Annotated in this window: 11 protein-coding genes and 1 tRNA gene; 7 read left to right on the plus strand and 5 right to left on the minus strand. The window is 44.8% G+C overall.

Annotated features, from left to right (window positions below; translation table 11 throughout):
- The first annotated feature begins 185 nt into the window (after positions 1-185).
- A complete protein-coding gene (locus tag HMPREF9304_RS13070) occupies positions 186-2,477 on the plus strand; it encodes a GH92 family glycosyl hydrolase (RefSeq protein WP_036929929.1) in 2,292 nt (763 codons plus the stop codon).
- Positions 2,478-2,586: 109 nt separating this feature from the next.
- Here the strand turns inward: HMPREF9304_RS13070 and HMPREF9304_RS13075 are convergent, their stop codons facing one another.
- Entirely contained in the window at positions 2,587-2,823 is a 237-nt protein-coding gene (locus tag HMPREF9304_RS13075; RefSeq protein ID WP_036929931.1) for a hypothetical protein, read from the minus strand.
- A gap of 2 nt (positions 2,824-2,825) precedes the next feature.
- Positions 2,826-5,120 (minus strand): leucine-rich repeat domain-containing protein, encoded by a 2,295-nt coding sequence (locus HMPREF9304_RS13865; protein ID WP_052046169.1) that lies wholly within the window; start codon positions 5,118-5,120, stop codon positions 2,826-2,828.
- A gap of 1,221 nt (positions 5,121-6,341) precedes the next feature.
- Here HMPREF9304_RS13865 and hemN point away from each other — a divergent pair.
- From hemN to HMPREF9304_RS13100, 3 genes are all read left to right on the plus strand, one after another.
- Complete coding sequence (gene hemN, locus HMPREF9304_RS13090) at positions 6,342-7,712, plus strand: oxygen-independent coproporphyrinogen III oxidase (protein ID WP_036929934.1); 1,371 nt, start codon at positions 6,342-6,344, stop codon at positions 7,710-7,712.
- A 300-nt stretch (positions 7,713-8,012) separates the two neighbouring features.
- Entirely contained in the window at positions 8,013-9,446 is a 1,434-nt protein-coding gene (gene hemG, locus HMPREF9304_RS13095) for a protoporphyrinogen oxidase (protein ID WP_231564546.1), read from the plus strand.
- A gap of 1,207 nt (positions 9,447-10,653) precedes the next feature.
- Positions 10,654-12,009, plus strand: coding sequence for a DUF389 domain-containing protein (locus HMPREF9304_RS13100; RefSeq protein ID WP_036929936.1), 1,356 nt, complete (start codon positions 10,654-10,656; stop codon positions 12,007-12,009).
- A gap of 16 nt (positions 12,010-12,025) precedes the next feature.
- On the opposite strand, the gene HMPREF9304_RS13105 is transcribed toward HMPREF9304_RS13100, so the two are convergent.
- The 3 genes from HMPREF9304_RS13105 to HMPREF9304_RS13115 form a co-directional block, all read right to left on the minus strand.
- The gene (locus tag HMPREF9304_RS13105; protein ID WP_036929938.1) at positions 12,026-12,820 is read right to left on the minus strand and encodes a uroporphyrinogen-III synthase; all 795 of its coding nucleotides are present in this window, start codon (positions 12,818-12,820) and stop codon (positions 12,026-12,028) included.
- The gene (locus HMPREF9304_RS13110; RefSeq protein ID WP_036929939.1) at positions 12,817-14,052 is read right to left on the minus strand and encodes an MFS transporter; all 1,236 of its coding nucleotides are present in this window, start codon (positions 14,050-14,052) and stop codon (positions 12,817-12,819) included. The genes HMPREF9304_RS13105 and HMPREF9304_RS13110 overlap by 4 nt, the downstream gene beginning before the upstream one ends.
- 86 nt (positions 14,053-14,138) lie before the next feature.
- The gene (locus HMPREF9304_RS13115; RefSeq protein WP_036929940.1) at positions 14,139-16,232 is read right to left on the minus strand and encodes a TonB-dependent receptor; all 2,094 of its coding nucleotides are present in this window, start codon (positions 16,230-16,232) and stop codon (positions 14,139-14,141) included.
- 291 nt (positions 16,233-16,523) lie between these two features.
- Between HMPREF9304_RS13115 and HMPREF9304_RS13120 the strand changes: the two genes are divergently transcribed.
- The 3 genes from HMPREF9304_RS13120 to HMPREF9304_RS13130 all read left to right on the plus strand — a co-directional run bounded on the left by HMPREF9304_RS13120 (position 16,524) and on the right by HMPREF9304_RS13130 (position 21,513).
- A tRNA-Lys gene (locus tag HMPREF9304_RS13120) sits at positions 16,524-16,596 on the plus strand.
- 280 nt (positions 16,597-16,876) lie between these two features.
- On the plus strand, positions 16,877-19,216 hold the full coding sequence (locus HMPREF9304_RS13125; RefSeq protein WP_036929942.1) for a hypothetical protein: 2,340 nt from the start codon (positions 16,877-16,879) through the stop codon (positions 19,214-19,216).
- On the plus strand, positions 19,213-21,513 hold the full coding sequence (locus HMPREF9304_RS13130) for an outer membrane beta-barrel family protein (RefSeq protein WP_036929943.1): 2,301 nt from the start codon (positions 19,213-19,215) through the stop codon (positions 21,511-21,513). Before HMPREF9304_RS13125 ends, HMPREF9304_RS13130 begins: the two co-directional genes overlap by 4 nt.
- Positions 21,514-22,196 lie beyond the last annotated feature (683 nt).

Consider the following 22,196-nt stretch of genomic DNA (forward strand, 5'->3'; position numbering starts at 1 on the left):
TATTTTCTGAAAAACCAATGTTATAACTGATATTTCTTTGAAAAAGAAAGAGAAATTGAGATTGTTTGCGGGATTGTTGGGATATGGCTTTTCTTATCTATTACTTCTAAATCAATGATTAGGGTGTCGTAATATTCTTTTTTATTGTAAATTTGCAAGACTAACCAAATAAACAATTAAATGATATGAAGATGCTGAAAACCTGTCTATCTGTCTTAGCATTCACTTTGGCATGGAATGTTAGCGCAGCCGACAAATTAGAACCCGTTGACTATGTGAGCCCTTTGGTAGGAACATTGTCCAAACATGCCTTATCCACAGGAAATACTTATCCTGCTATTGCGCTTCCATGGGGAATGAATTTCTGGATGCCACAAACAGGAAAAATGGGAGATGGCTGGGCTTACGTCTATACTGAGGACAAATTGCGTGGCTTCAAGCAGACACATCAGCCCAGTCCTTGGATTAACGACTATGGACAGTTTGCCATTATGCCCATCACGGGGAAGCCTGTTTTTAACGAAGACGAGCGTGCCAGTTGGTTTTCTCATAAGGCAGAGGTGGCAAAACCTTATTACTATCGTGTCTACTTAGCCGATCATGACATCGTTACTGAGTTCACTCCTACCGAGCGAGCCGTGATGTTTAGGTTCACGTTTCCCGAAAACAGTCATTCGTATGTCGTGGTAGATGCGTTGGATAAAGGCTCGTCGATACAAATTATCCCTGCTGAAAACAAGATTATTGGCTACACTACGCGCAACAGCGGTGGCGTTCCTGACAACTTTAAGAATTACTTTGTTATCCAATTCGACAAGCCTTTTACGTATCGTGCAGCTGTGGCAGACGGCAAAATTGATGAAAGCAAGACCGCTGCAACGGTAAATCATGCAGGGGCTATCATTGGTTTTAAGACACAGCGTGGCGAGAAAGTGCATGCGCGAATTGCTTCCTCGTTTATCAGTCCGCAACAAGCCGAACTAAATTTGCAGGAGTTAGGCGCACGAAGTTTTGAGGAAATCAAGCAACAAGGTCGACAGATATGGAACAAAGTGTTGGGACGTATCGAAGTAGAAGATAACAACATTGACCATCTTCGCACGTTCTATTCCTGTTTGTATCGCTCGGTGTTGTTCCCACGAAGTTTCTTTGAGAAAGATGCTACGGGAAAAATTGTGCATTACAGTCCGTATAATGGGCAGGTGTTGCCAGGCTATATGTTCACCGACACAGGCTTTTGGGACACGTTCCGTTGCTTGTTCCCATTGCTCAACCTGATGTATCCTTCCATGAATGTAAAGATGCAGGAAGGTTTGGTGAACGCCTATCTCGAAAGTGGCTTCCTTCCCGAGTGGGCAAGTCCGGGACATCGAGATTGTATGGTGGGCAACAATTCTGCGTCTGTGGTAGCAGATGCATACCTCAAGGGCTTACGTGGCTATGATGCGGAAACGCTATGGAAGGCTGTAACGCATGGAGCGAATGCCGTTCACCCTACCGTTAGCTCTACTGGTCGTTTAGGTTTTGATGAATATAACAAAATGGGCTATGTGCCCTACGATGTGGATATCAACGAAAATGTGGCTCGCACGTTGGAGTATGCGTATGACGACTGGTGCATCTATCAGTTTGGTAAAGCCTTGGGCAAATCCAAAAAGGAGTTAGCTCCCTATCTCAAACATGCCATGAACTATAAGAATGTCTTTGATCGTGAAACCAATCTCATGCGTGGTCGCAACAAGGACGGCAAGTTCCAGTCGCCTTTCAGTCCGCTGAAGTGGGGTGATGCCTTTACCGAAGGTAACTCTTGGCATTACACTTGGTCGGTATTCCACGACCCACAAGGACTCATCAAGCTCATGGGAGGGAAACAAACTTTTAATCTCATGCTCGATTCTGTGTTCAATGTTCCACCGTTTTTCGATGATAGTTATTACGGAAGTGTTATCCACGAAATACGTGAAATGCAAATTATGAATATGGGCAACTACGCTCATGGCAACCAACCCATACAGCACATGATTTATCTGTACGGCTATTCAGGGCAACCTTGGAAAACACAATACTGGATTAGAGAGGTGATGGACAAGCTCTACAATGCCAATCCCGATGGCTATTGTGGTGATGAGGACAACGGACAGACCTCGGCATGGTATGTATTCTCCGCCATGGGCTTCTATCCTGTTTGCCCTGGTAGCAACCAATATGTGATGGGTACGCCCTACTTTCAAAAGATGACCTTGCACTTAGAGAACGGAAAGGCGTTGACGCTCCAAGCCAATAAGTGCAGCACTGCGAATAAATATATCCAGTCGTTGCGCATCAATGGCGTGCCTTCCACCCGAAACTACTTCACTCATCAGGAGCTGATGTTGGGTGGTACTGTTGTTTATGACATGGGCAACTTGCCTAACAAGCAGCGTGGCACTCAAGACGCCGATGCTCCCTACTCGTTCACCACAGAGAGAAGACGATAACAGGTGAGCGGCTATCAAACATGAAGTGGGAGGGAAACCAACAGTTCCCTCCCACTTTATTTTATGTCATGAGTAGTTGCATGGCTATTCTCGGCACGCATGTCGAGGGTTACCACACGCTTCCCCAGTTGTTTTTATAGTTGGCATCCTCTTCGTCCCACGAGTCCAAGTCGTCGCCCTGCCACTTCTTTCCATAGGCTTCATCAGTATTTTCATCTGTCCTTGGAATTCCTAAACTTTCCGCTAAGGGGTTAGTTGTTTCCATTTTGATGATTTCGGTACATGGCGACAGGTAGGTACGTCTGCTGCGAGCTGTGCTGTTTATATTTATATTATCTCTGTTCATCTTTATTTCGTCTTTAATGTTTTCTTACCCTTCATGATATATATGCCCGATGGCAGACTGTCGAAGTCGGTGCCTACATAGCGCCCGTCGATGGTGTATATGCGCTGTGCGCCTTGCTGTACATCGGTGTTTCCTGTCACATCGTTGATGCCATTTGTTTGATTGTCCTCCTCAGTGAGTAACACAAACTGCTTGGCGGCTGCAATAGACGACTTAGGCATAATGATTCCGCGGAAAGGTGGTATGAGTTTATCCGCACCCGTCTTACCTGGCATTCTTTTCCACAAATCTTTTCCAGTTACTTTATCACGACCCAGCACCCAAGGGTTGTTAATCGGCGAATTCTGTCCATCCCCACGTTGAAGCTTTTCGGTGCTTCCAGTGAACACGTAGCTTGGGTCATTTTTACCTTCAGTAAAGAACTTTGGCTTGAGTCTGTTAAATTTCTTATCCTTGTCATTGCCAGACGCAGCAATTACCACTGGATTGTCAATCACTTTGAACTCCTGAAAGGTGTGGCTCTGACCATCTGTGATGCGCAGCAAATAGGGTCTGTTCGCCTCAAGCTTGCTACCGTCGGGGATTGACTTGAACATATAAACTTCTTCAACTATATATTTACCGGTGTACTCGTTTATTTTATCCGTGGTTCTCTTTGTTTGTAAGTCCAAATTGTATGCGCGAATGCCATTTGGAAGTTTCACGGCGTATGGCAGGAAAATGGTGAAACAGTTCTTGCCAGAGGCAAAGGAGGAAATATCACGGTCGTAAACTACTTCACTTGCTTTGATCTCATGGGGGAACTCGTATTCCACACCATCCTCTAAGAGCAACTTGGTACATGTGCCGTCAAACTTGACAAAGTTCACATCCTGATCATCCGCAAAGCTAATGTTTGGTACATCGGGCAGGTAAACGATGACGTTCACTGGCAAGCCTGCTACTAATGTCTTCGCTGAACCTGTGCCAGAATTAGCTTCACGCGACAAATTCATCAGATGGCTCTTGACATACGTACTATTCACGTTCTTCAGGTCAAGGTATTCTAAGGGGCAACCTTCGAGAATGCCCGCACCAACCGTGCAGTTAGCACTGCCTATCAATGTAAAACCTGTCAAATTGGTATTTCCCTTAAACGCACCTTCGCCAATTTCCTCGACATTATCACGAATAACAAAGTCACCAAACAAAGCTCCATTCTCAAAAGCCTTTGCACCTATTTTCGTTACTTTAGACAATTCGCTAAAACTTTTGATACCAGCATTTGCGAAAGCTCTTTCTTCTATGGTAGTCACCGAAAGAGGAATATCAAATTTATCTAATTCCTTAAAAGCATTCTCAAACATACCCGTTGGAATCGTTGTTATGCCTTCTTTCAAAGTTACAACACCCTTCTTACATTGAGCGAAGGCTTCTGCTCCCGACTCCTTGTCCACACCTGGCAGGTCGGCATACATCGCTGTAATTTCAGGGTCTGTAGGTTGTTCCCCAAGCTTTGCCGATGCAGGAACTTCCATCGAAAATCCAGAGCCTTTGAAAGCCTGATAACCCAAATACCTGATGTTTGGACATGACAAAGTTGCACCTTCTCTAGAACATTCCTCAAAGGCTTGGGGACCTATGGCTGTTTGACCGGAAATACTAATTTTTCCGGCAGATTTTTTGCTAACACCTCTTCTAAATTTAGGGGTTCTATAAGTATAATAATAACCCATAATGCTCCTATAAAAAGCTTGCCTTCCGATGGTTTTCAGTCCCTCAGGGAAGTTGATAGTACATGCGTAGGCTTGATAAAAGGCAGCCTCCTCAATGTGTTCAATGGTTGAAGGAAGTTCAAAATCTAATCGAATTAGTTTCTTTTTATTCTTAACGTTATCATCAACATAAAACCCTCTTTCATTGATAAATGCGCAAGTACCGATGGCTACCACCGTCCAGTTCGTGCCATCGGCATCTTCGACTGTCTCAGGAATGGTTATTGTACCATTCAGTGTTCCGCTATAGCCTTTGTAAGTATTATCAGCACCTTCGTCACCACCCTTAGTACCATTATTAAAATTATCTTTTTCAAATTCCAGCTGCCTTGCTTCTGGCTTTGCCGCATTTGTGTTCTCGTATGTCACTTTTACGGTATGCTTCGTGGCATCCACTACCTCATACCAAAGTATTCCGCCTTTGCCTTGGAACCTTTTGGCTGCATTCTGTGCAGTGATAGGCAGCGCCGTTATCATCAGCAGCACAAGCGCAAACCATGCGCTGCGGTGCTTCGCTTTGTTGTTGTAATTTTCTTTCATCATTCTAAAAAATATTTAATTGTTGTTTTATGTCGTTGGATGAATACTCGTGTAGGATAGTTGAATAGTAATTATCTTCATGAAATTCCACAATTCGGTGCAAAGGTACACAAAAGCATCGGTTGTAACAAATCCAACGAATGTTTTTTACACACATTTAATAAAATTGTTATAGCGGCAACGGACATCAGACTAATGATAATAGCAACGGAATGGCACGGAGTAACACGGACAACGTCCGTGAATATCCGTGATACTCCGATGCAAAAAACAGCAAACAAAATATGATAGCAACGGAATGGTACGGAATAACACGGACAACGTCCGTGAATATCCGTGAAACTCCGATGCAAAAAAACAGCAAACAAATGATAATAGCAACGGAAGGACACGGAATAACACGGACAACGTCCGTGAACATCCGTAAAGCTCCGATGCAAAAAAACAGCAAATAAATATTGTCATGGCTATGAAATAGTACAGATGCTCGAGGTGTGCCATTGGCACATCATAGAAGAACGATTTTCTACGGTTTTGTCAAAATAAATTGCCGAAAATTAACACTTCAGAAGTGGGTGAAATAGCTCGTGAACATGGGTGAATTTGCGTGTTAGAAAGTCACAAATTGGTTGTTCCATGTCTTTAAGGCGACTATCTCAATGACTTTGCACGACTAAAGCATGCTTTCAAGCCCCTTGATCACATGGAGTAAGGGCGTTATTTTGCGCTTATAAGAGTGGGTTACGAGGCGATTTTCACTGTTACGAAATTTTATTTTTGGCAAAACATTGGCTTTCAGCGAGTTGCAAACTTGCTCAAAACTCGCATATTTTCAACCGATGCTCGCCTTGCTCGCAAATATTCAAATTTTGAAAGTGCTGTTGTCCTATTTTTTCAAAACGTAATTAACATTTTTAACAATCAGTTATCAGTAAAAACCAAAGCGCGAGGGAGAGGTACGGAGAGGCACGGATATCTGTGCAAGGCGAGGGGGAAATATCCTCATAATATAGGATTTTACATGTAATGACATTATTGTAAATTTGCAACCAAACATTATACAAACGATTACGGTGAGTACGCCTGTCCGTTGCTGTTGGGAACCCCCCTGTTGCCATGAACGAGACAACGTGTTGGACACAACGCCCTTACGCTTCCGAGCATTGTCGTGGAGCATGAGGAGAGCAGCACTCACACCGCAAAGAAAACAAGAGAATTAAAAAGATGTATCAGCGATTGCTCGATAAATATAACGTCCCGGTGCCTCGGTACACCAGTTATCCCCCCGCCAACTATTTTCACGAACTGACCACAGACCAGTATCTCTCTGCCATAGAAGCCTCCAACCACCATGCGCACCAGCCGTTGGTGTCCTTTTATCTGCATATACCGTTTTGTAGACATTTATGCCATTACTGCGGTTGTAACTCCTACCCCATGGTGAACCAAGACATGAGGAGAAGATATGTTGATGCCTTGCACCAAGAAATAGACCTCATTGCCAGTCATTTAGACACCCAAAACCGCCAAATTTCGCAGATACACTATGGCGGAGGAAGTCCTACGGCATTGCCCATTGCAGACTTAAAGTCGCTCAACGAACACTTGCGCTCGTTGATGCCCACCATTGCACATCCAGAAATCGCCATAGAGTGTCATCCCGGTTACTTGGCAGAAGGAGATTGGGAGGCATTGGCACAATGTGGTTTTAATAGATATAGCTTGGGTATTCAGGATTTTGACGAGCATGTGTTGAAGGCAGTCAACCGCCGTCCGTCACTCCTTCCTGTGGAAGAGATTATGCACCTCCTGCGCGAGCAGGGTGCAACGGTGAACATGGATTTGCTGTTTGGCTTGCCCTATCAAACACCCAACTCGTTTGCTCGAGCCGCTGAACAGGCAGCGAATCTACATCCTGACAGGATTGTGACCTTCAGTTATGGCCACGTGCCATGGGTGCACAAACGCCAGCTGATACTCGAGAAATTGGGATTGCCACAAGACGATGACAAACAAGAGATGTATCGACGGGCAGCAGAAGTGTTACATACGGCAGGTTATCGCAGCATTGGCATGGACCACTTTGTGTTACCTACCGACGAACTGAGTGTGGCATTGGAAACAAAACAGCTGCATCGTAATTTTCAAGGCTATTGTACACGCCGCACCACAGGGCAGGTGTATGCGTTTGGCGTGACAGCTATCAGTCAGCTACAAACGGCATACGCACAAAATGGGCGTGACATTCAGGAATATATCCGCTGCATAGAAGCAGGAAAACCTTACACCTATCGTGGCTACGAGCTTACAACGCAAGAGCAGATGGTGCGTGAGGTGATAGAGCAGATGATGTGTAACTACCATTTCTCTTGGTCGGAAATTGCGGCGCGCCTTGGGTGTACACCTGCCGAGGTGAAGGCAGCCACGAACTATGATGAGCAGAAATTGAAAGAGATGGAGGCAGACGGCTTGATACAGCTCAGCGAGGACAGCATCAGTATGACTCAGACAGGGTCGCCCTTTGTACGCAATGTGGTCGCCACCCTCGACCCACTCATGGCGCACACCGATAAAAAGTTTTCCAAACCTATATAAAGATGAATTGGTGAGCGGTGGTGAGATTTGAATTTTACTATCGTTGACCCACAAGAAAAGTAACTTAAGATGAGCGCAGCAGCGCAATTTAGGGCGGTTCTATAAATTAGCTTTGTCAGATTGCGAGGCTGTTTTTGTGGTCAATTTGTTTGTAAGTGAAGGAGTATAGCGGGCTATACGACTGAACGAGCAAGCAAATTGAACCAAAAAGAGACCGCAAGATGACAAAAACGTAAACTGACTGATATACTAAAACTTTACGGCGGTAATTTATAGAACCGCCCTATAATGATAAAAAGAATGGCAGAAAATAAAGACAACGTCTCCATAGAGAGCAAACCTACTCATGAGCATCAGCCTGCCCAAGAAGCCTCACGACACGTCGATGTGTGTGTGATAGGTGCAGGCTTAACAGGACTCACCACCGCCTTCCTGTTGAAGCGGAAAGGCAAAGAAGTGGTAGTGATAGAGAAACAACCCCGAATTGGCGGACAGATACACACTCAACAGGTGGGCGACTATATCATGGAGAGCGGTCCTAACACGGGCTCGGTATCTTTTCCAGAGGTGGCAGAGCTGTTTGAGGCACTCAACCAAGAGTGTAGCATGGAGACCGCATGCGAATCGTCGAAAAGGCGTTGGATATGGAAAGGAGGGCGTTTTCACGACTTACCAGCAGGACCGATAGGAGGGTTGCGCACGCCATTGTTTACGTGGTACGACAAATTCCGCATCTTGGGAGAGCCTTTTCGTGCCAAAGGCACCAATCCTGACGAGACCGTTGGCGCATTGGCAGCGCGCAGATTGGGGAAATCGTATCTCGATTATGCGGTAGACCCCTTTGTATCGGGCGTGTATGCTGGTAATCCGATGACCTTGGTGACCCGATTTGCATTACCAAAATTATACCTATTAGAACAAGAACACGGTAGTTTTATTCGTGGAGCCATTGCCAAAGCCAAAGCGCCGAAAACAGAAAGAGACCGACGGGCAACAAAGAAAGTGTTTTCTGCACGTGGCGGTTTGAGTCATTTGGTCAACGCCTTGGGCGATGCTATTGGTGCAGCGCATCTCATTACTGGTGCTGACGGGGTGGAAATCAATCCTACGGACGGTGGATATGTGGTGAAGTACACCACTGGTTTAGGACAAGGGCAAACTGTGTACTGTCATGAAGTGGTTACTACTTGTGGGGCTTATGCGCTGCCCGCTCTGCTGCCTTTCATTCAACAATCGTTGATGTCCAAGATATCGAATTTGTTTTATGCGCCCATCGTACAAGTGGGGGTAGGCATCAAAGACACGCAAGGGGTATCGCTTAACGCCTTTGGTGGGTTGGTACCGTCGTGCGAGAAGCAACAAGTGTTGGGCATACTGTTCCCCTCCAGTTGCTTCGAAAATCGTGCTCCGCTCGGCGGTGCTACTCTCTCGTTCTTCTTGGGAGGGGTGCGACATCCAGATTTCTTATCGAAGACAGATGAAGAACTGACAGCCATAGTAGAAGATGCCTTACACCGTATGTTGAAGTTGCCTGCTTCTGTGCAGCCAGATGCCATTCGCATCTTCAGGCACGAGCGTGCCATTCCGCAGTACGTGGCATCGAGTGGCGAACGCTACGCTGCCATTGAACAAATACAGCAGCAATATCCGGGCTTGATTTTGGCTGGAAACATCAGAGACGGCATCGGCATGGCGCACCGAATACGTCAGGCTTTTGAGGTGGCAAAGCAGTAATCCACTCCTATTGTGTTATTGCAACGGACAGCAAATAAAAATATGATAGCAACGGAAGGGCACGAACAATATCCGTGAAGCTCCAGTGCAACGGACAGCAAATAAAATTATGATAGCAACGGAAGGACACGGAGTAACACGGACAACGTCCGTGAATATCCGTGAAACTCCGATGCAACGGACAGCAAATAAATTGTTATAGCAACGGAAGAACACGGAATGGCACGGTTCTTTCGATGAAAGGAAATATGGTTAACAACGAATTTAACAAATGAAACGAATCAACTCTGCAAGACAATGAACGCCAGCGTTCAGCGAATGAATAACAAATTTAGCAAGACAATTATTTTTAATAACGAATAAAGCTTTTGCGAGATTTCACGACACGTCCGCGTCCTTCCGTGTCCTTCCGTTGCTACAATAAGAAATATTACGTTTCGCTACCTCTTTTTGCTTGAAATTCTGTTGTTTTACCTTGAACAAAATGGTTTGCACACAGCAAAGACGGGCTGAAAGCCCAAAAGGAAATTAGCCCAGGGACATCGTACAACAGTTGATGTTCCGAGCAAAGACGGGCTGAAAGCCCAATAAGAATACAGCCCAGGGCAACGCCCTGGGGTACATTGAAGCAAGTTATTTGCGCTCTGAAAGAGCAAAAGGTGGAACGCACGAACCTTTCTCTGGCTCCTGTTGCGCTTACAGCGCGCAATTAGTTAGCTACTGACCACCCAGGGTGTTACCCTGGGCTGTATTCCTTTTGGGGCTTCGCCCCGCCATTGCTTGTAACTGCAATCGTCAATAATAGTGATTTTTATTTCGGGTATTGGGTGTGAGGTTGCAACAAGGATTTTTTTAACAACGAACAGAATTTGTATTGAACAGGACAATTATTTTAACAACGAAGCGAATTAACGCAACAAGACAATGAACGCCAGCGTTCTACGAATGAATCTCACGACAGCAAACAGAATTATTAAAGCAACGGATTAACACGGAAGAACACGGAAAACGTCCGTGAATATCCGTGAAACTCCGATGCAAAAAACAACAAACAACCTGTTAGCCTTTGTTTTAACTGCATTACTCTGCGGATAAAAAGAACGGTGGACAGAAGAGGAGTTAATGAGACCGTTTGTTGGTGAGTTTCGTTGAATTTTGTTATCTTTGCAAAATAGAACAATCTAATAGCTGCGAGATATTATACAAAATGGAAAAGGTTTCGTTGAAGGCATATTTGAGACAGTATTTCGATATGTCGGAGAATCGTGAGAAGGAAGAGGATGTTGTTAAAGATATAACATCAGGAGTAACCTTTAAGGGAGCCAACCTCTGGATTCTAATATGTGCCGTGTTTATTGCTTCTTTAGGACTCAATATCAATTCTACGGCGGTTATTATCGGAGCAATGCTCATTTCACCACTCATGGGACCCATCTTGGGTATGGGATTAGCGGTGGGCATTGATGACTTACCGCTGTTGAGACGAGCCGTAAAAAACTATATGGTGGCGACCATTATTGGTATTATCACCGCAACCATTTACTTTTTCTTATCACCTTACCAAGGTGTACAATCAGAGTTGTTGGCGCGTACGGAGCCTACCATATACGATGTTCTCATCGCCTTCTTTGGTGGTGCTGCAGGTATTGTGGCTGCCTCTGTCAAAGACAAGGGCAATGTGATTCCCGGTGTGGCGATTGCCACTGCATTGATGCCACCGCTATGTACGGCAGGATATGGTATTGCTTCGGGGAACTTAGCCTTTTTTGCGGGTGCTTCTTTATTGTACTTCATCAATACCGTCTTCATTGCTGTGGCAACCACCTTTGGTGTCTTCTTGTTGCGTTTCAGACGCAAACACTTTGTGGACCCTCAACGGTGTAAATTTGTACATCGAATGATTATCGCCATTGCCGTGTTAACTATGATTCCGGCAGCTTATATGACTGTTCGAATGATGCGATCGAGCTTGTTTGATAGACAGTTGAATATCTTTGTTCGAAACAGCTTAAACTGGAAGGGAACGCAAGTGGTCTCACAACATCTCTATGGCGACAGCGTATTACAAATAGTGGCATTAGGGAAGGAGATTACGCCTGAGCAAAAGAAGAAAGCACAAAAGGAGCTGAACGAACATTCGCGACTAAAACATCTCAAGCTTGCCGTTATACAAGGAACAGAATCCTCCGAATTTTCTCCAGAAGAAGGTTCTCTTCTAACAATTTCGAAGAGTCAGGAACAAAGCATCAAGGTACTGCAACAGCAAGCAGCTGAAATCACAGACTTACAGCAAAGGTTGGAGAAAGTGAACTCTTATTCAAAGTTGAGCACAGAGATGTTTAACGAGATGTTGGTGTTATATCCCGGAGTGCAGTCTTTTGTATTGACGCCAGTTGTTGAAGCTAATTTGGATTCGACAGCAAACAAACCTTACATTTTAGCCATTGCTGAATTCAAATTGAAGAAACCACTGACAAATGAGCAAAATAATCAAATGCGTGAATGGATTCAGAAACGCACAAATGAAGAGAGCGTAAAGTTGGTGACCACCTATACCAAGTGAGAAGGCAGCCTGCGCATTAAGGTTTCGAGGCAATGAGATAGGCGGTTAAGTCGTCAAAGGAATGAAACTTCGTGGGAATCTTATCCACTTTCAAGCCTATTAGCTTTGCTTGCGCTGCAGTATAAGGACCCATGCAGGCAACATCAATCAACTCGAGAACACTATCGGCATCGGTGCCATACACTTCTTCGAGACCTTCTTTGAATGCCACCACCTCACTACCACTGGTAAATACTACCGTAGAAATTTGTTGGTCGATGATTAAATCATACGCTTTTTTACGCTCGGAAAGTTCGGAAGCCATATTGACGTACGCATCGATGCGCTGCACATCTATGTTCAACTCCTTGAGTCGTTTGATGAAGACAGGAACCGTTTGAGGTTCTTCCAAATCCACGAAGGCAGGCGAGAGAGCAACAATGCGGCATCCCTTAGTGAAGCCACGAGCCTCTAACGCTTGGGCTATGCCGAGCGGACTGGACTCCTCGGCAATGAAAGGAGGAGTGACTCCTAATTTATCTTGAAGATAATCATTGTCTTTTCCAATAGCCAAGAATTGAGTTTGGGTGAGGTCACAGTGATTGTGTCCATAATAATGCATGGCATCAATGGCTTTTCGACTCAAGCAAACCACAAAATCATACTCATGAAGATGGGTGCACAAGTCCTGCATCTGCTTGTTGTTCGTAGCAATAGTAGATTGAACCATCGGGATATGGACGACGCTCACTTGGTCTTGATACCGCTTGAACGAAGCCTCTAAGCGAGAAGAATAATGTTGAGGGGCAGTGATGAGAATGGTTGGTTTCATAGCGTATCTTCATTTTTGAGAGGAAGTGAACTCCTTTTTGAACGTTTGAACAAAACAATCACATAGAGCAGAGACACGGCAGCAATGACCGCTTCTATACAGAATAGTCCATGATATCCCAAGCGGTCGGCAATATTGCCACTGATAAGCGCCATTAACAAGCCACTGATATGAGTAATAACGATTTGGATGGTGAAATCGGTTCCTTCACGACCTTGGCGAACAATAAACATGGAAGAAGTGTACACCACTACCGTTCCCATGCCATAGCACATCCAAAGGAACATGATGCCTCCAATGAGCCATGGCTTCGTGGGCGAAGAAAATGAAATCATCGTGAAGTAGACCGTAGCAATGAGGATGAATACCGCAAAGAGAATCTTCACTCGCTCAATGCCGAAACGCCGGATGAGCATACTGGCAGGATAAGATACCACCATGGCTGCCGAGATGCCGACAATGCCATTGAGGACACCAATCTCTTTCATGTTGTAACCAAGATCTACCATATACGGACGGACCACAGAAAGCAGTCCCATGATGCTGGCATAATAAAGGAGTAAAAAGATAATCTGTGGATAAACTTCACGTTGGTTGAAAAACCAAATAAAATCATTCCATTTCGCTCTCTGGCTTTTCTCTTTTGGACGAATCAATGCAATCTTTTTATTCAAGATTAAAGGAAAGATTGCCAAAAGCACAAAGACACTGAGACATTGAGTGACTAAGTTCCAGCCGTAATGATGCAAAACGATTAACAACACCCCACTGCCCAACAAACTACCGCCAAAGCTTCCCATGGATTGCATGCCGTTCACAAAGCTCTTTTGTTCCTTGTGCGTACACAATATGGCCAGTGCATCGGTCGCAATGTCTTGTGTGGCAGAGGCAATGAGTGAAAGGAATACCAAGACGATAATCAGTTGGATGTTGGTTTCTAAGTTTAACAATCCTGCACCAAGTATCAGGACAGCGTAAACAACTTCGGAGGAAATAATCCACCGCTTGTAGTCTTTTACGCTCATACACTGTCTATCTACCAAAGGCGACCAAAGGAATTTGAGAATCCATGGCACCTTAATCAGCTGCAGCAAACTGATGGTTGTCAATGAAAATGCCTGCTCGCGCATCAACACCTGCAATGCCGTTGAGAAAAAACTCATGGGAACGGCTTGCGCAATGTATAAACTAAAAAATGTTCCTAATAGATGTGACTTGTTCTGAGTTGACATAAATGTGATGCAGGATGTAAAGTGTCAGACAAGGTGACACATAGAATTGTTCGTTTCTAAATTGATTTCAACACCTTTTCTTGCATTTATTTGAGTGTGTACACCAATGAAGTACCGATACAGAAAGGCTTTCCGGGTTGTCCCATCTTTTGGGAAGACACGAAATAGTATGCCATGTATTTGGTGGCAGTCGTGTTTTTTGTCCACAACTCCCATGTAAAATGTCCTTTGGTGGCGGCTACCTTCAAATTAAGGAGGGCGTAGAAGGGTTGATATTTCTCGTTGTTTTCATGCCAATAGATTTTTCCCATGCCTGTGAGATTAGCGTTGAACATCAATCTGTCTAACATGCCAAGCTGGTATAAGGAGTAATTGGCATTGAGCGAAACGGTGTGTCGAGGCACCATAGGCAGGATGTTCCCCGTGTAATCTCGCTTCTTTCCTGTATTGGCAGCAAGAAATCGAACATAAGTATATCCATAATTGGCATAAAGAAGGAGATTTTTTAAGGGTTGACCTGACAGGGAAACTTCAAATCCTTTGCTGTCCGAGTGTCCTATGTTGCGTATCACAGCCCCTACCATAGGGACAATGACAGAGAGCTGTTGGTCTTTCCAGTCTACGTAAAACGCACTTGCTTCTAAGGAAAGGCGGTTTTCTAAGAAATTGAGTTTCGTGCCAATTTCATAGTTCCAAGTGTATTCAGGCGCATACGAGCGATCGGCTTCACTCTCTTTCGCCGCATTAAATCCTCCCGGTTTGTATCCTCGGGCAACCGTGAGATAAACCATTTTATTGGGTGTAAATTGTTGTTTAAGCGTAAATCGTGGGGTAATTTGATTGGAATACATCTTTTCATTGTACTGAACCAATAACTTTGATTTGCCTGAAGGATTATTTTCTGGCGTCCAATAGGTATGATTATCAACCTTAGAAGTTTCATAATCATAGCGAATGCCTAAGGATGCGGACAGACCTTTGTATAAATCAAAGCTCGATACATGATAGGCAGCCAGTCCACTAACGGGGATTTCGTTCTCATTATCTTTCGTTCCTTTGGCACGGAGAGCGTGTTTAGGCGTAAAATAGTTGATGGCTGTCGCAAAGTTTTTCGTCTGCGTAAAGGCAAAAACGCCCGTCATCCAATGGTACCAATGGTCGTTCTTTGAGCGAAATGTAAACTCCTGACTGAACATGTTTTGATGTTGCGGCATGCTCACAAAGAGGATATGGTTCTTGGTAAAGTCTTGATCCATCGACACTTTGTCTTTGCTATATTGAAAGGAAGACTGACTGTTGAAACTAAATTTATCTCCTTCGTATCTCCAATTCATGCCTGTAGACAGCACAAATCGATGATAACCAGATGCCTCGTCATAACTAATCTCGTTGAGTGCATCTTTTTTGGCATCATAGATTGCATAAGGGAAGCCGCCTTGGTCGATAACATCTAAGTTGAGAGAATATCGCATTAACCAACGCTGCGCTGGTTTCCAAGCCAATCCTATTCTTATCGTCCCATTGTCCATAGGGTCCGCTTTCTTATTTAAATAGGTGTTCATAAAGTAACCGTCATTATGATGATAATTACCTGCCACTGAAAAACCGAAAGAATTGGAGAGCTTCTGATACGTAGACGCCATGGCTTGAATGTCGTTATAAGAGCCATAACTTATTTTCGCCATTGTGTTTTGATAGTCCAAAGGCGAATGGGTATAAATGTTGATGAGACCCGCAGTAGAGTTTCTACCAAAGAGTGTACCTTGAGGTCCACGCAAAATCTCCACTTTGCTAATTCCAAATAAGTCCATATCTAACACAGACCGGTCAAAGTATGGCATTCCGTCGACGTACACACCCACCGAAGGCGTGCTGGTTTTAGAGCCAATACCGCGAATGTAAATGGGAGAATATTGGCGTGAACCATAGTCGGGCATGTAAAAGTTTGCCATTCGTCCACTCAATTCACGCAGTCCATCCAATTGATTGTTTTGGATGTAGAGATTGCCCACAGAAGATTGTGACACAGGCGACAGAGCCGCTCTCTCTTGTTTGAACCCAATAACAGACACCTCTCCTAAGTCGTCTCCAACTTTAATGGTATCTTTCTCTTCTGCCATCACTGGCATTGCTGTTAAAACAGCAAATAACATACTTGTAATATTTGTGTAAAATCTCATATTTCAATGATTTAATATTACTTTTTAAGACGTTGCAAAATTATCTTAATTTTTGCATTTGTTCAATCCTTATTTATATGGATTCTGTCCAATTGCACGTTTTCCCCTTCCTTGATACTGCTAATTAAAAACGAAATATGGCCCCACTAACTGTCGTTTCATCACAGCACAGAACCAATCAATGATTGTTAAAAAAAGACAAAATAGTAATATTTGTTGCGCTTGTATAACTGTCTTCCAAGATTTATTCGTACATTTGCACTCGCTTAAAGAAAATAAGCTATATGGTTAGACTCGCTAGCTCAGTTGGTAGAGCACAACACTTTTAATGTTGGGGTCATGGGTTCGAGCCCCATGCGAGTCACAAAATGGTAAAAAGGGGATTCTTTCGGGAGTCCCTTTTTTAGATTCAGACACACGCACTTGTGTTCCAATGCGGGGTCAGTCGTATTCAGGAATAAGCACGACCGAGGTGAATGCAGAGTGTGTCCAAGGCTCAGACTGCTCCGCAAGCGGGAAATGCCTGAGTGGTGCTGGAGTCTGTGTGGTCGCTGTAGAGTATCGTGACTGCGATCCGTACAAGTAATCTAATCTTAGCATGGGTGCAACCGCACTTCATGCTACGTAATTGTAAGAAGTATCCTATGAGAACCTGTAAGAATCTCGGAGTGTCTCTCCTGCTGGGCCTGTTCTTCCTGACTGCATCTGGTCAGAGTCAACCGCATACTGCACAAGATTTGGAGGTAATCCGTGCCGCACTGCCTAAGGACCAGCCGTACATGCTATTCAGCAAGGAGATCTATGAGACGGGGGAAGATATGTGGTTCAAAGCCTGGCTGTTCGACCGCTCCTTATTGACACTGTCAGACAGAAGCCAGACTCTCTTTCTGAGGATCTATGACCCCGCCGACAGCCTTGTGTGGAATGATAAATATCCGATTTCCGGTGGGCGGGCGGAAGGACACGTCTTCATCGGGGAACATTGGAAAAACGGGGAGTACAAGGTGGAAGGATATACTCAGTCTTCGTTCTATGCAGACAGTACGGAAGCCGTGTTCCCTCAAAAGATATGGGTCGTTGACCGAATCAACACACCGAATCCGAAAGATATAAGGCCTGCACAATGCAAGGACAGCATCAGCCTTGGACTATATCCGGAAGGAGGTTATCTGGTTTTGGGTATGGAGAATCATGTCGCATTCAGGTCAACAGACGGCCGTGGTATGCCTGTCTTCATGAGGGGATGGCTGTGCGAAGACGGGGTGAAGGTGTCGGATATAGAAAGTGTGCATGACGGCATGGGGCAGTTTTCGCTCGTCCCTCACGAGGGGGTCCAATACACGGTACGACTGACCAGCGGAAATGAATTCCCCCTTCCCGCATCTCTCCATTCGGGCATGGTAATGCATTTGGAACACACAGACAGTAAAAATGCCGTTTTCTCGGTGAGACAGCCCCGTGGAAGCAAGCCTCGTCGCATAACTCTGTTTGTGCAGATGCGTGGTGTTCCCTGCTGTCAGGCCAGCGGCATACTTCGTGACAGCCTCATCATCACTTTGCCTACGACCGAGTTCCCCGGACAGGGAATTGCAGAGGCAACCCTTTACGATGAACAGCAACGCCCAGTAGCAGAAAGATTGTTCTTTGTTTGGCCAGATAAACAGCTCACTATAACGGCCCATCCGTCGAAAGAAGCCTATACACGCCGCAACAGGGGAGAGGTAAGGATACATGTGACCGATTCCGAGGGAAAACCGGTACAGGCAGAAATATGCATGAGCATCTTTGACAAAGCTTACATGAACCAAGCCTATCGGGAAACGATGCTATCCTATAATTTCCTCTCAACCCAGATACGTGGTAATATTCATCACCCCGCCTACTACTTCGATCACAAGAATCTGGACAGGCTGCACGCTTTGGACCTATTGCTTCTTACGCAAGGGTGGCGGCGGTATACCTGGCAGGCAAGCCTGAAGGACTATCGTGGGAAACCATTTCTATGTGACAGCATCATCGGAAAGGAAACCGTGGGAAACCGTAAGATGAAAAGAAATACCACCAACGTAGGCGAGCAGGTGATTCAGGTGTTCGGACCTTCTGGGGACAGCCAGTTCCTATGGACAGATTCCGTGGGCAACTTCTCTGTTCCCGTGTCTGTCATGAATATGCTTCGGGGTGGATATATCTATATCAAGCCACTTTTGGGAAAAGAATTCAAGCCACATCTGACGCTCTCGGATGGTACGGTACTGATAGACTCCATAAGGAAGTCGAAAAAAACATACCTATCCTATTTGAACAATGCTGAGAAAGAAAAGGAAGACGTGGAGCCCATCATGACTTCGGCAGGGACAGTGCTGTTGAACGAAGTGCTGGTCACCAGGAAGCGAAGGATGCCCTTTAGAGATAAATTTATGGGGAGATTGGACAGTATGGCCCAATTAAGTTTAAATACAGCCTGGGTTTGTCCCGATGGTTCGCAGGAACCTGGAACAGTGGGACATCTCAATGATTATTGGGAAGGATATACCCATCATCCGGCAGGGTCGCCGGGTGCTAATTACAGTGGAAAGAGATTAAAGCCGGAGATTGGAAAGCGATATGAACTGATTAAGTATCTACCAGGAGAAGACGGAGAATGGTATATTGCAGATATAACATCAATTTTATATCAGGGGCAGTTGTACACCGACGAGGAATTGCTCCGTATGAATAACATAACGCGTGTCAAGGGTTACTATGGCCAACGCGAGTTCTATATGCCCGATCCTGTGGAGATGCTGTCCCCGCTACCCGATGCGCGGAATACACTGCTATGGAGTCCCTCTGTACAGACTGACAAGAACGGAGATGCCACCGTGCCATTTTGGACTTCCGACATCAACACGCAGTTTATAGGGGTCGTGGAGGGTACCGATGGCCTGGGACTGTTAGGCAGTGGCACCTTTGAGTTTCATGTATCAAAAACAGTGAAAGAATGAAGACGAGAATAGCTGAAAGCTGGACAGTGGGGCTGATATTCATGATGCTGCTGTACATAGTCTGTACGGGGTATGCCTCTGCGCAGACACGCAATGATACCATCAGACAGATGAGCGACTCGACCGTACATCTTAAGGAGGTGCAGGTAAGTGCCTCGCGCCCGTTGATAAAGGCAGAACTCGACAAGATAACCTATCATGTAGCCGATGATCCCGACAGCAGGAGCATGACGCTGCTGGAAATGTTGCGGAAGGTGCCTATGGTTACAGTAGAGGGGAATGATGTCGTGAAGGTCAAGGGCAGTACTGATTTTAAGGTATATGTGAACGGCAAGCTAAACACCATGATGAGCAACAAGGTAACGGAGATGATGAGGACAATCCTTGCTTCGACCGTCAGGAAGATAGAAGTCATTACAAATCCCGGCGCCAAATATGATGCGGAAGGCATAGCCGGGATACTCAACATCATTACGGTAGGCAGCTCGAAGCTGGAAGGCTACAATGTCAGTCTGGGTGTGGGAGTAATGAATATAGCACAAAGCGCAAACGTGTCAGGATTGGCTAAGGTGGGGAAATTAACCCTGTCAGTCACAGATGGGGTAAGTTATTCCAGACCACCCAAGGGATGGCAGGAGACGGAACGCACAGGTAAAACGCTGTCGGCAGCAGGACAGATGCGCTCCTACTCAAATTATCAGGTCAAAGCACCCGCCCATTTTATGGAGTTGAGCGGCAGCTATGAGTTTGACAGCCGCCATTTGATCAGTATGACGGCAGGAGTAGAGAACTATACCAGAAAAAGCTGGACGGATATGCGCACAGATATGTACGACGGCAACGGTAGGCACAGATACAGTTTCGACAATGAGCAGGTGTCACGCAATCGAATAAACAGCCTGTACGCAGGAATAGATTACCAACATATGCTTGGCAGACATGGCGGTGTCATAACGTTGTCGTATCGTTTTTCGGCGGTTCCCTCCACCGTTACGTCCTCCAGCCTTTATCACTGGCAAAAAGACCAGGCACCAGGTTTAAGTCTCAAGGACATGTGTACCACGTCCGACCTGCGTACGGACGAGCATACCGGTCAGATAGACTATACCGTAACCATAGGTGGAAAGCATACATTGAGTGTGGGGGCAAAATACATCCGCCGCAGCCATAAGAGTGACAATGGCGAAGCTACAAGAACGGCTGGTACGGAAAATCCTTTTGCTGAAGATCTGGGTCAGTCACTTTCTTATAGGCAGAAGACCGACATTTCATCCGCATACGCAGAATATGCCATACAGCACAAGCTAATATCCGGAAAGATAGGAATGCGTTATGAGCATTCTTCGCAGAAAGTAAGCTATCCTGAGAATAACCTCCTGACGCGCCATGAAAATTTCGGTGCACAATTCGATAACGTGGTCCCTTCCTTGTCAATCGGCTACCGTATAGGGGAGACACGAATGCTCACGTTCTCTTATGCCATGCGCATATCACGCCCCAACATCTGGAATCTGAATCCCTATGTAGACCGGACGAATCCTACAGTCATCAAGACAGGAAACCCTGACCTGACCACATCATCCTCGCATAACCTGAGCCTCTCGTTCAACTCGTTTGCCCGGCGCTTTGGAATAAACATGACGGCAGGACTCGACTTACAGGATCGTGGCATCATCGGCTACTCCTATTGGGGTAATCCTGTCTCCCTGACCGACAATATAGTAACAGGGGAAAATGCCACCCTTATCTCCACGTATGGCAATCTGCTCAAGAGAAGTAATGCTTATCTGAACCTTTACATCCAGTGGGCCCTCTCCGGGAGTGCCACCTTGAATGTCACTGCAAACGGGGCATATACCAATCTTAAAAGTTCACTGCTGAGACAGCATAATAATGGATATTCAAGCAGTCTTTCGGTTAATTTTCAGAAAACCCTGCCGTGGAGGTTGAGAATGGTAGCCGGTTGTTCGCTGAACAGCCGAAGCTTAGATTTGCAAGGGTATACCGAAGGCTCCATGATGTACCGTCTTATGCTGATTCGTTCTTTCTTGAAAGACGACAGGCTGACGGTAGCCATTTATGGAAATAATCTGTTCCAAAATGATTTGCGTATAGAGCAGTTTACTGAAACTGCCGACTTTACAAATCGCTTTACGAATGTGAAGCGTGACTATCGCAGTTTCGGCATAAACGTCAACCTGCGTATAGGAAAGTTGCATGATAGGGTGAAACGCACATCGAAGAGCATATCAAATGATGACGTCATCACAGATGGAAATCCAAGAAACCAGAAATAGTAAATAACAAATGAAGAGAAAGTTAGTTTTCCTGATTTTTACATACTTGGTTTTAGCATCATGTACTAATGGCCAAGTAAATAATAGGGAGTGTTAAATCTTCTTCCCGAAATATGAGAAATTCGTATGTTTAGGTAAATAAACTCCTAGTACTAATCAAAAAAAACATCCATGAAAATTGTAATGTATGCAGATTCTACAGGATGTACAGGGTGTAAATTGAAACTGGATATGTGGAAATTCTATATAGATGACATCCGAAAAGTTAGCAATGGAAGGGTTTCATTTCTTTCTATTTTCAACCACGTAGCATCAAGGAACTTAAATATTTACTGGAGTCAGAAGAATTCGATTATCCAGTATGTATTGATATCAATGGGAGGTTTGCGAAATTGAATAATTTAAATGCTGTATGTGCAAACCTAAAATCTTATTCAAAGGGATTATTGTTTGTATGAGGAGTGTCATTTACAGCATTCACTTCACCCATATTATATTCGGTAAACATTATCTTTCGCAAACATAATTTTGATTAGAATTAAAATTATTGGTGATTTTGTGTGTTGATAGTTATTAAAATATTATCTTTGTAAAACATAATCTTTAGCAAAGATAATTATTTATAATATGAGACCTCTGCAAAACTTTCTCTTCCTCTCATAAATTCACTTATAACCACATTA

Source organism: Hoylesella timonensis S9-PR14 (genome assembly GCF_000762405.1).
Lineage (GTDB): Bacteria > Bacteroidota > Bacteroidia > Bacteroidales > Bacteroidaceae > Prevotella > Prevotella timonensis_A.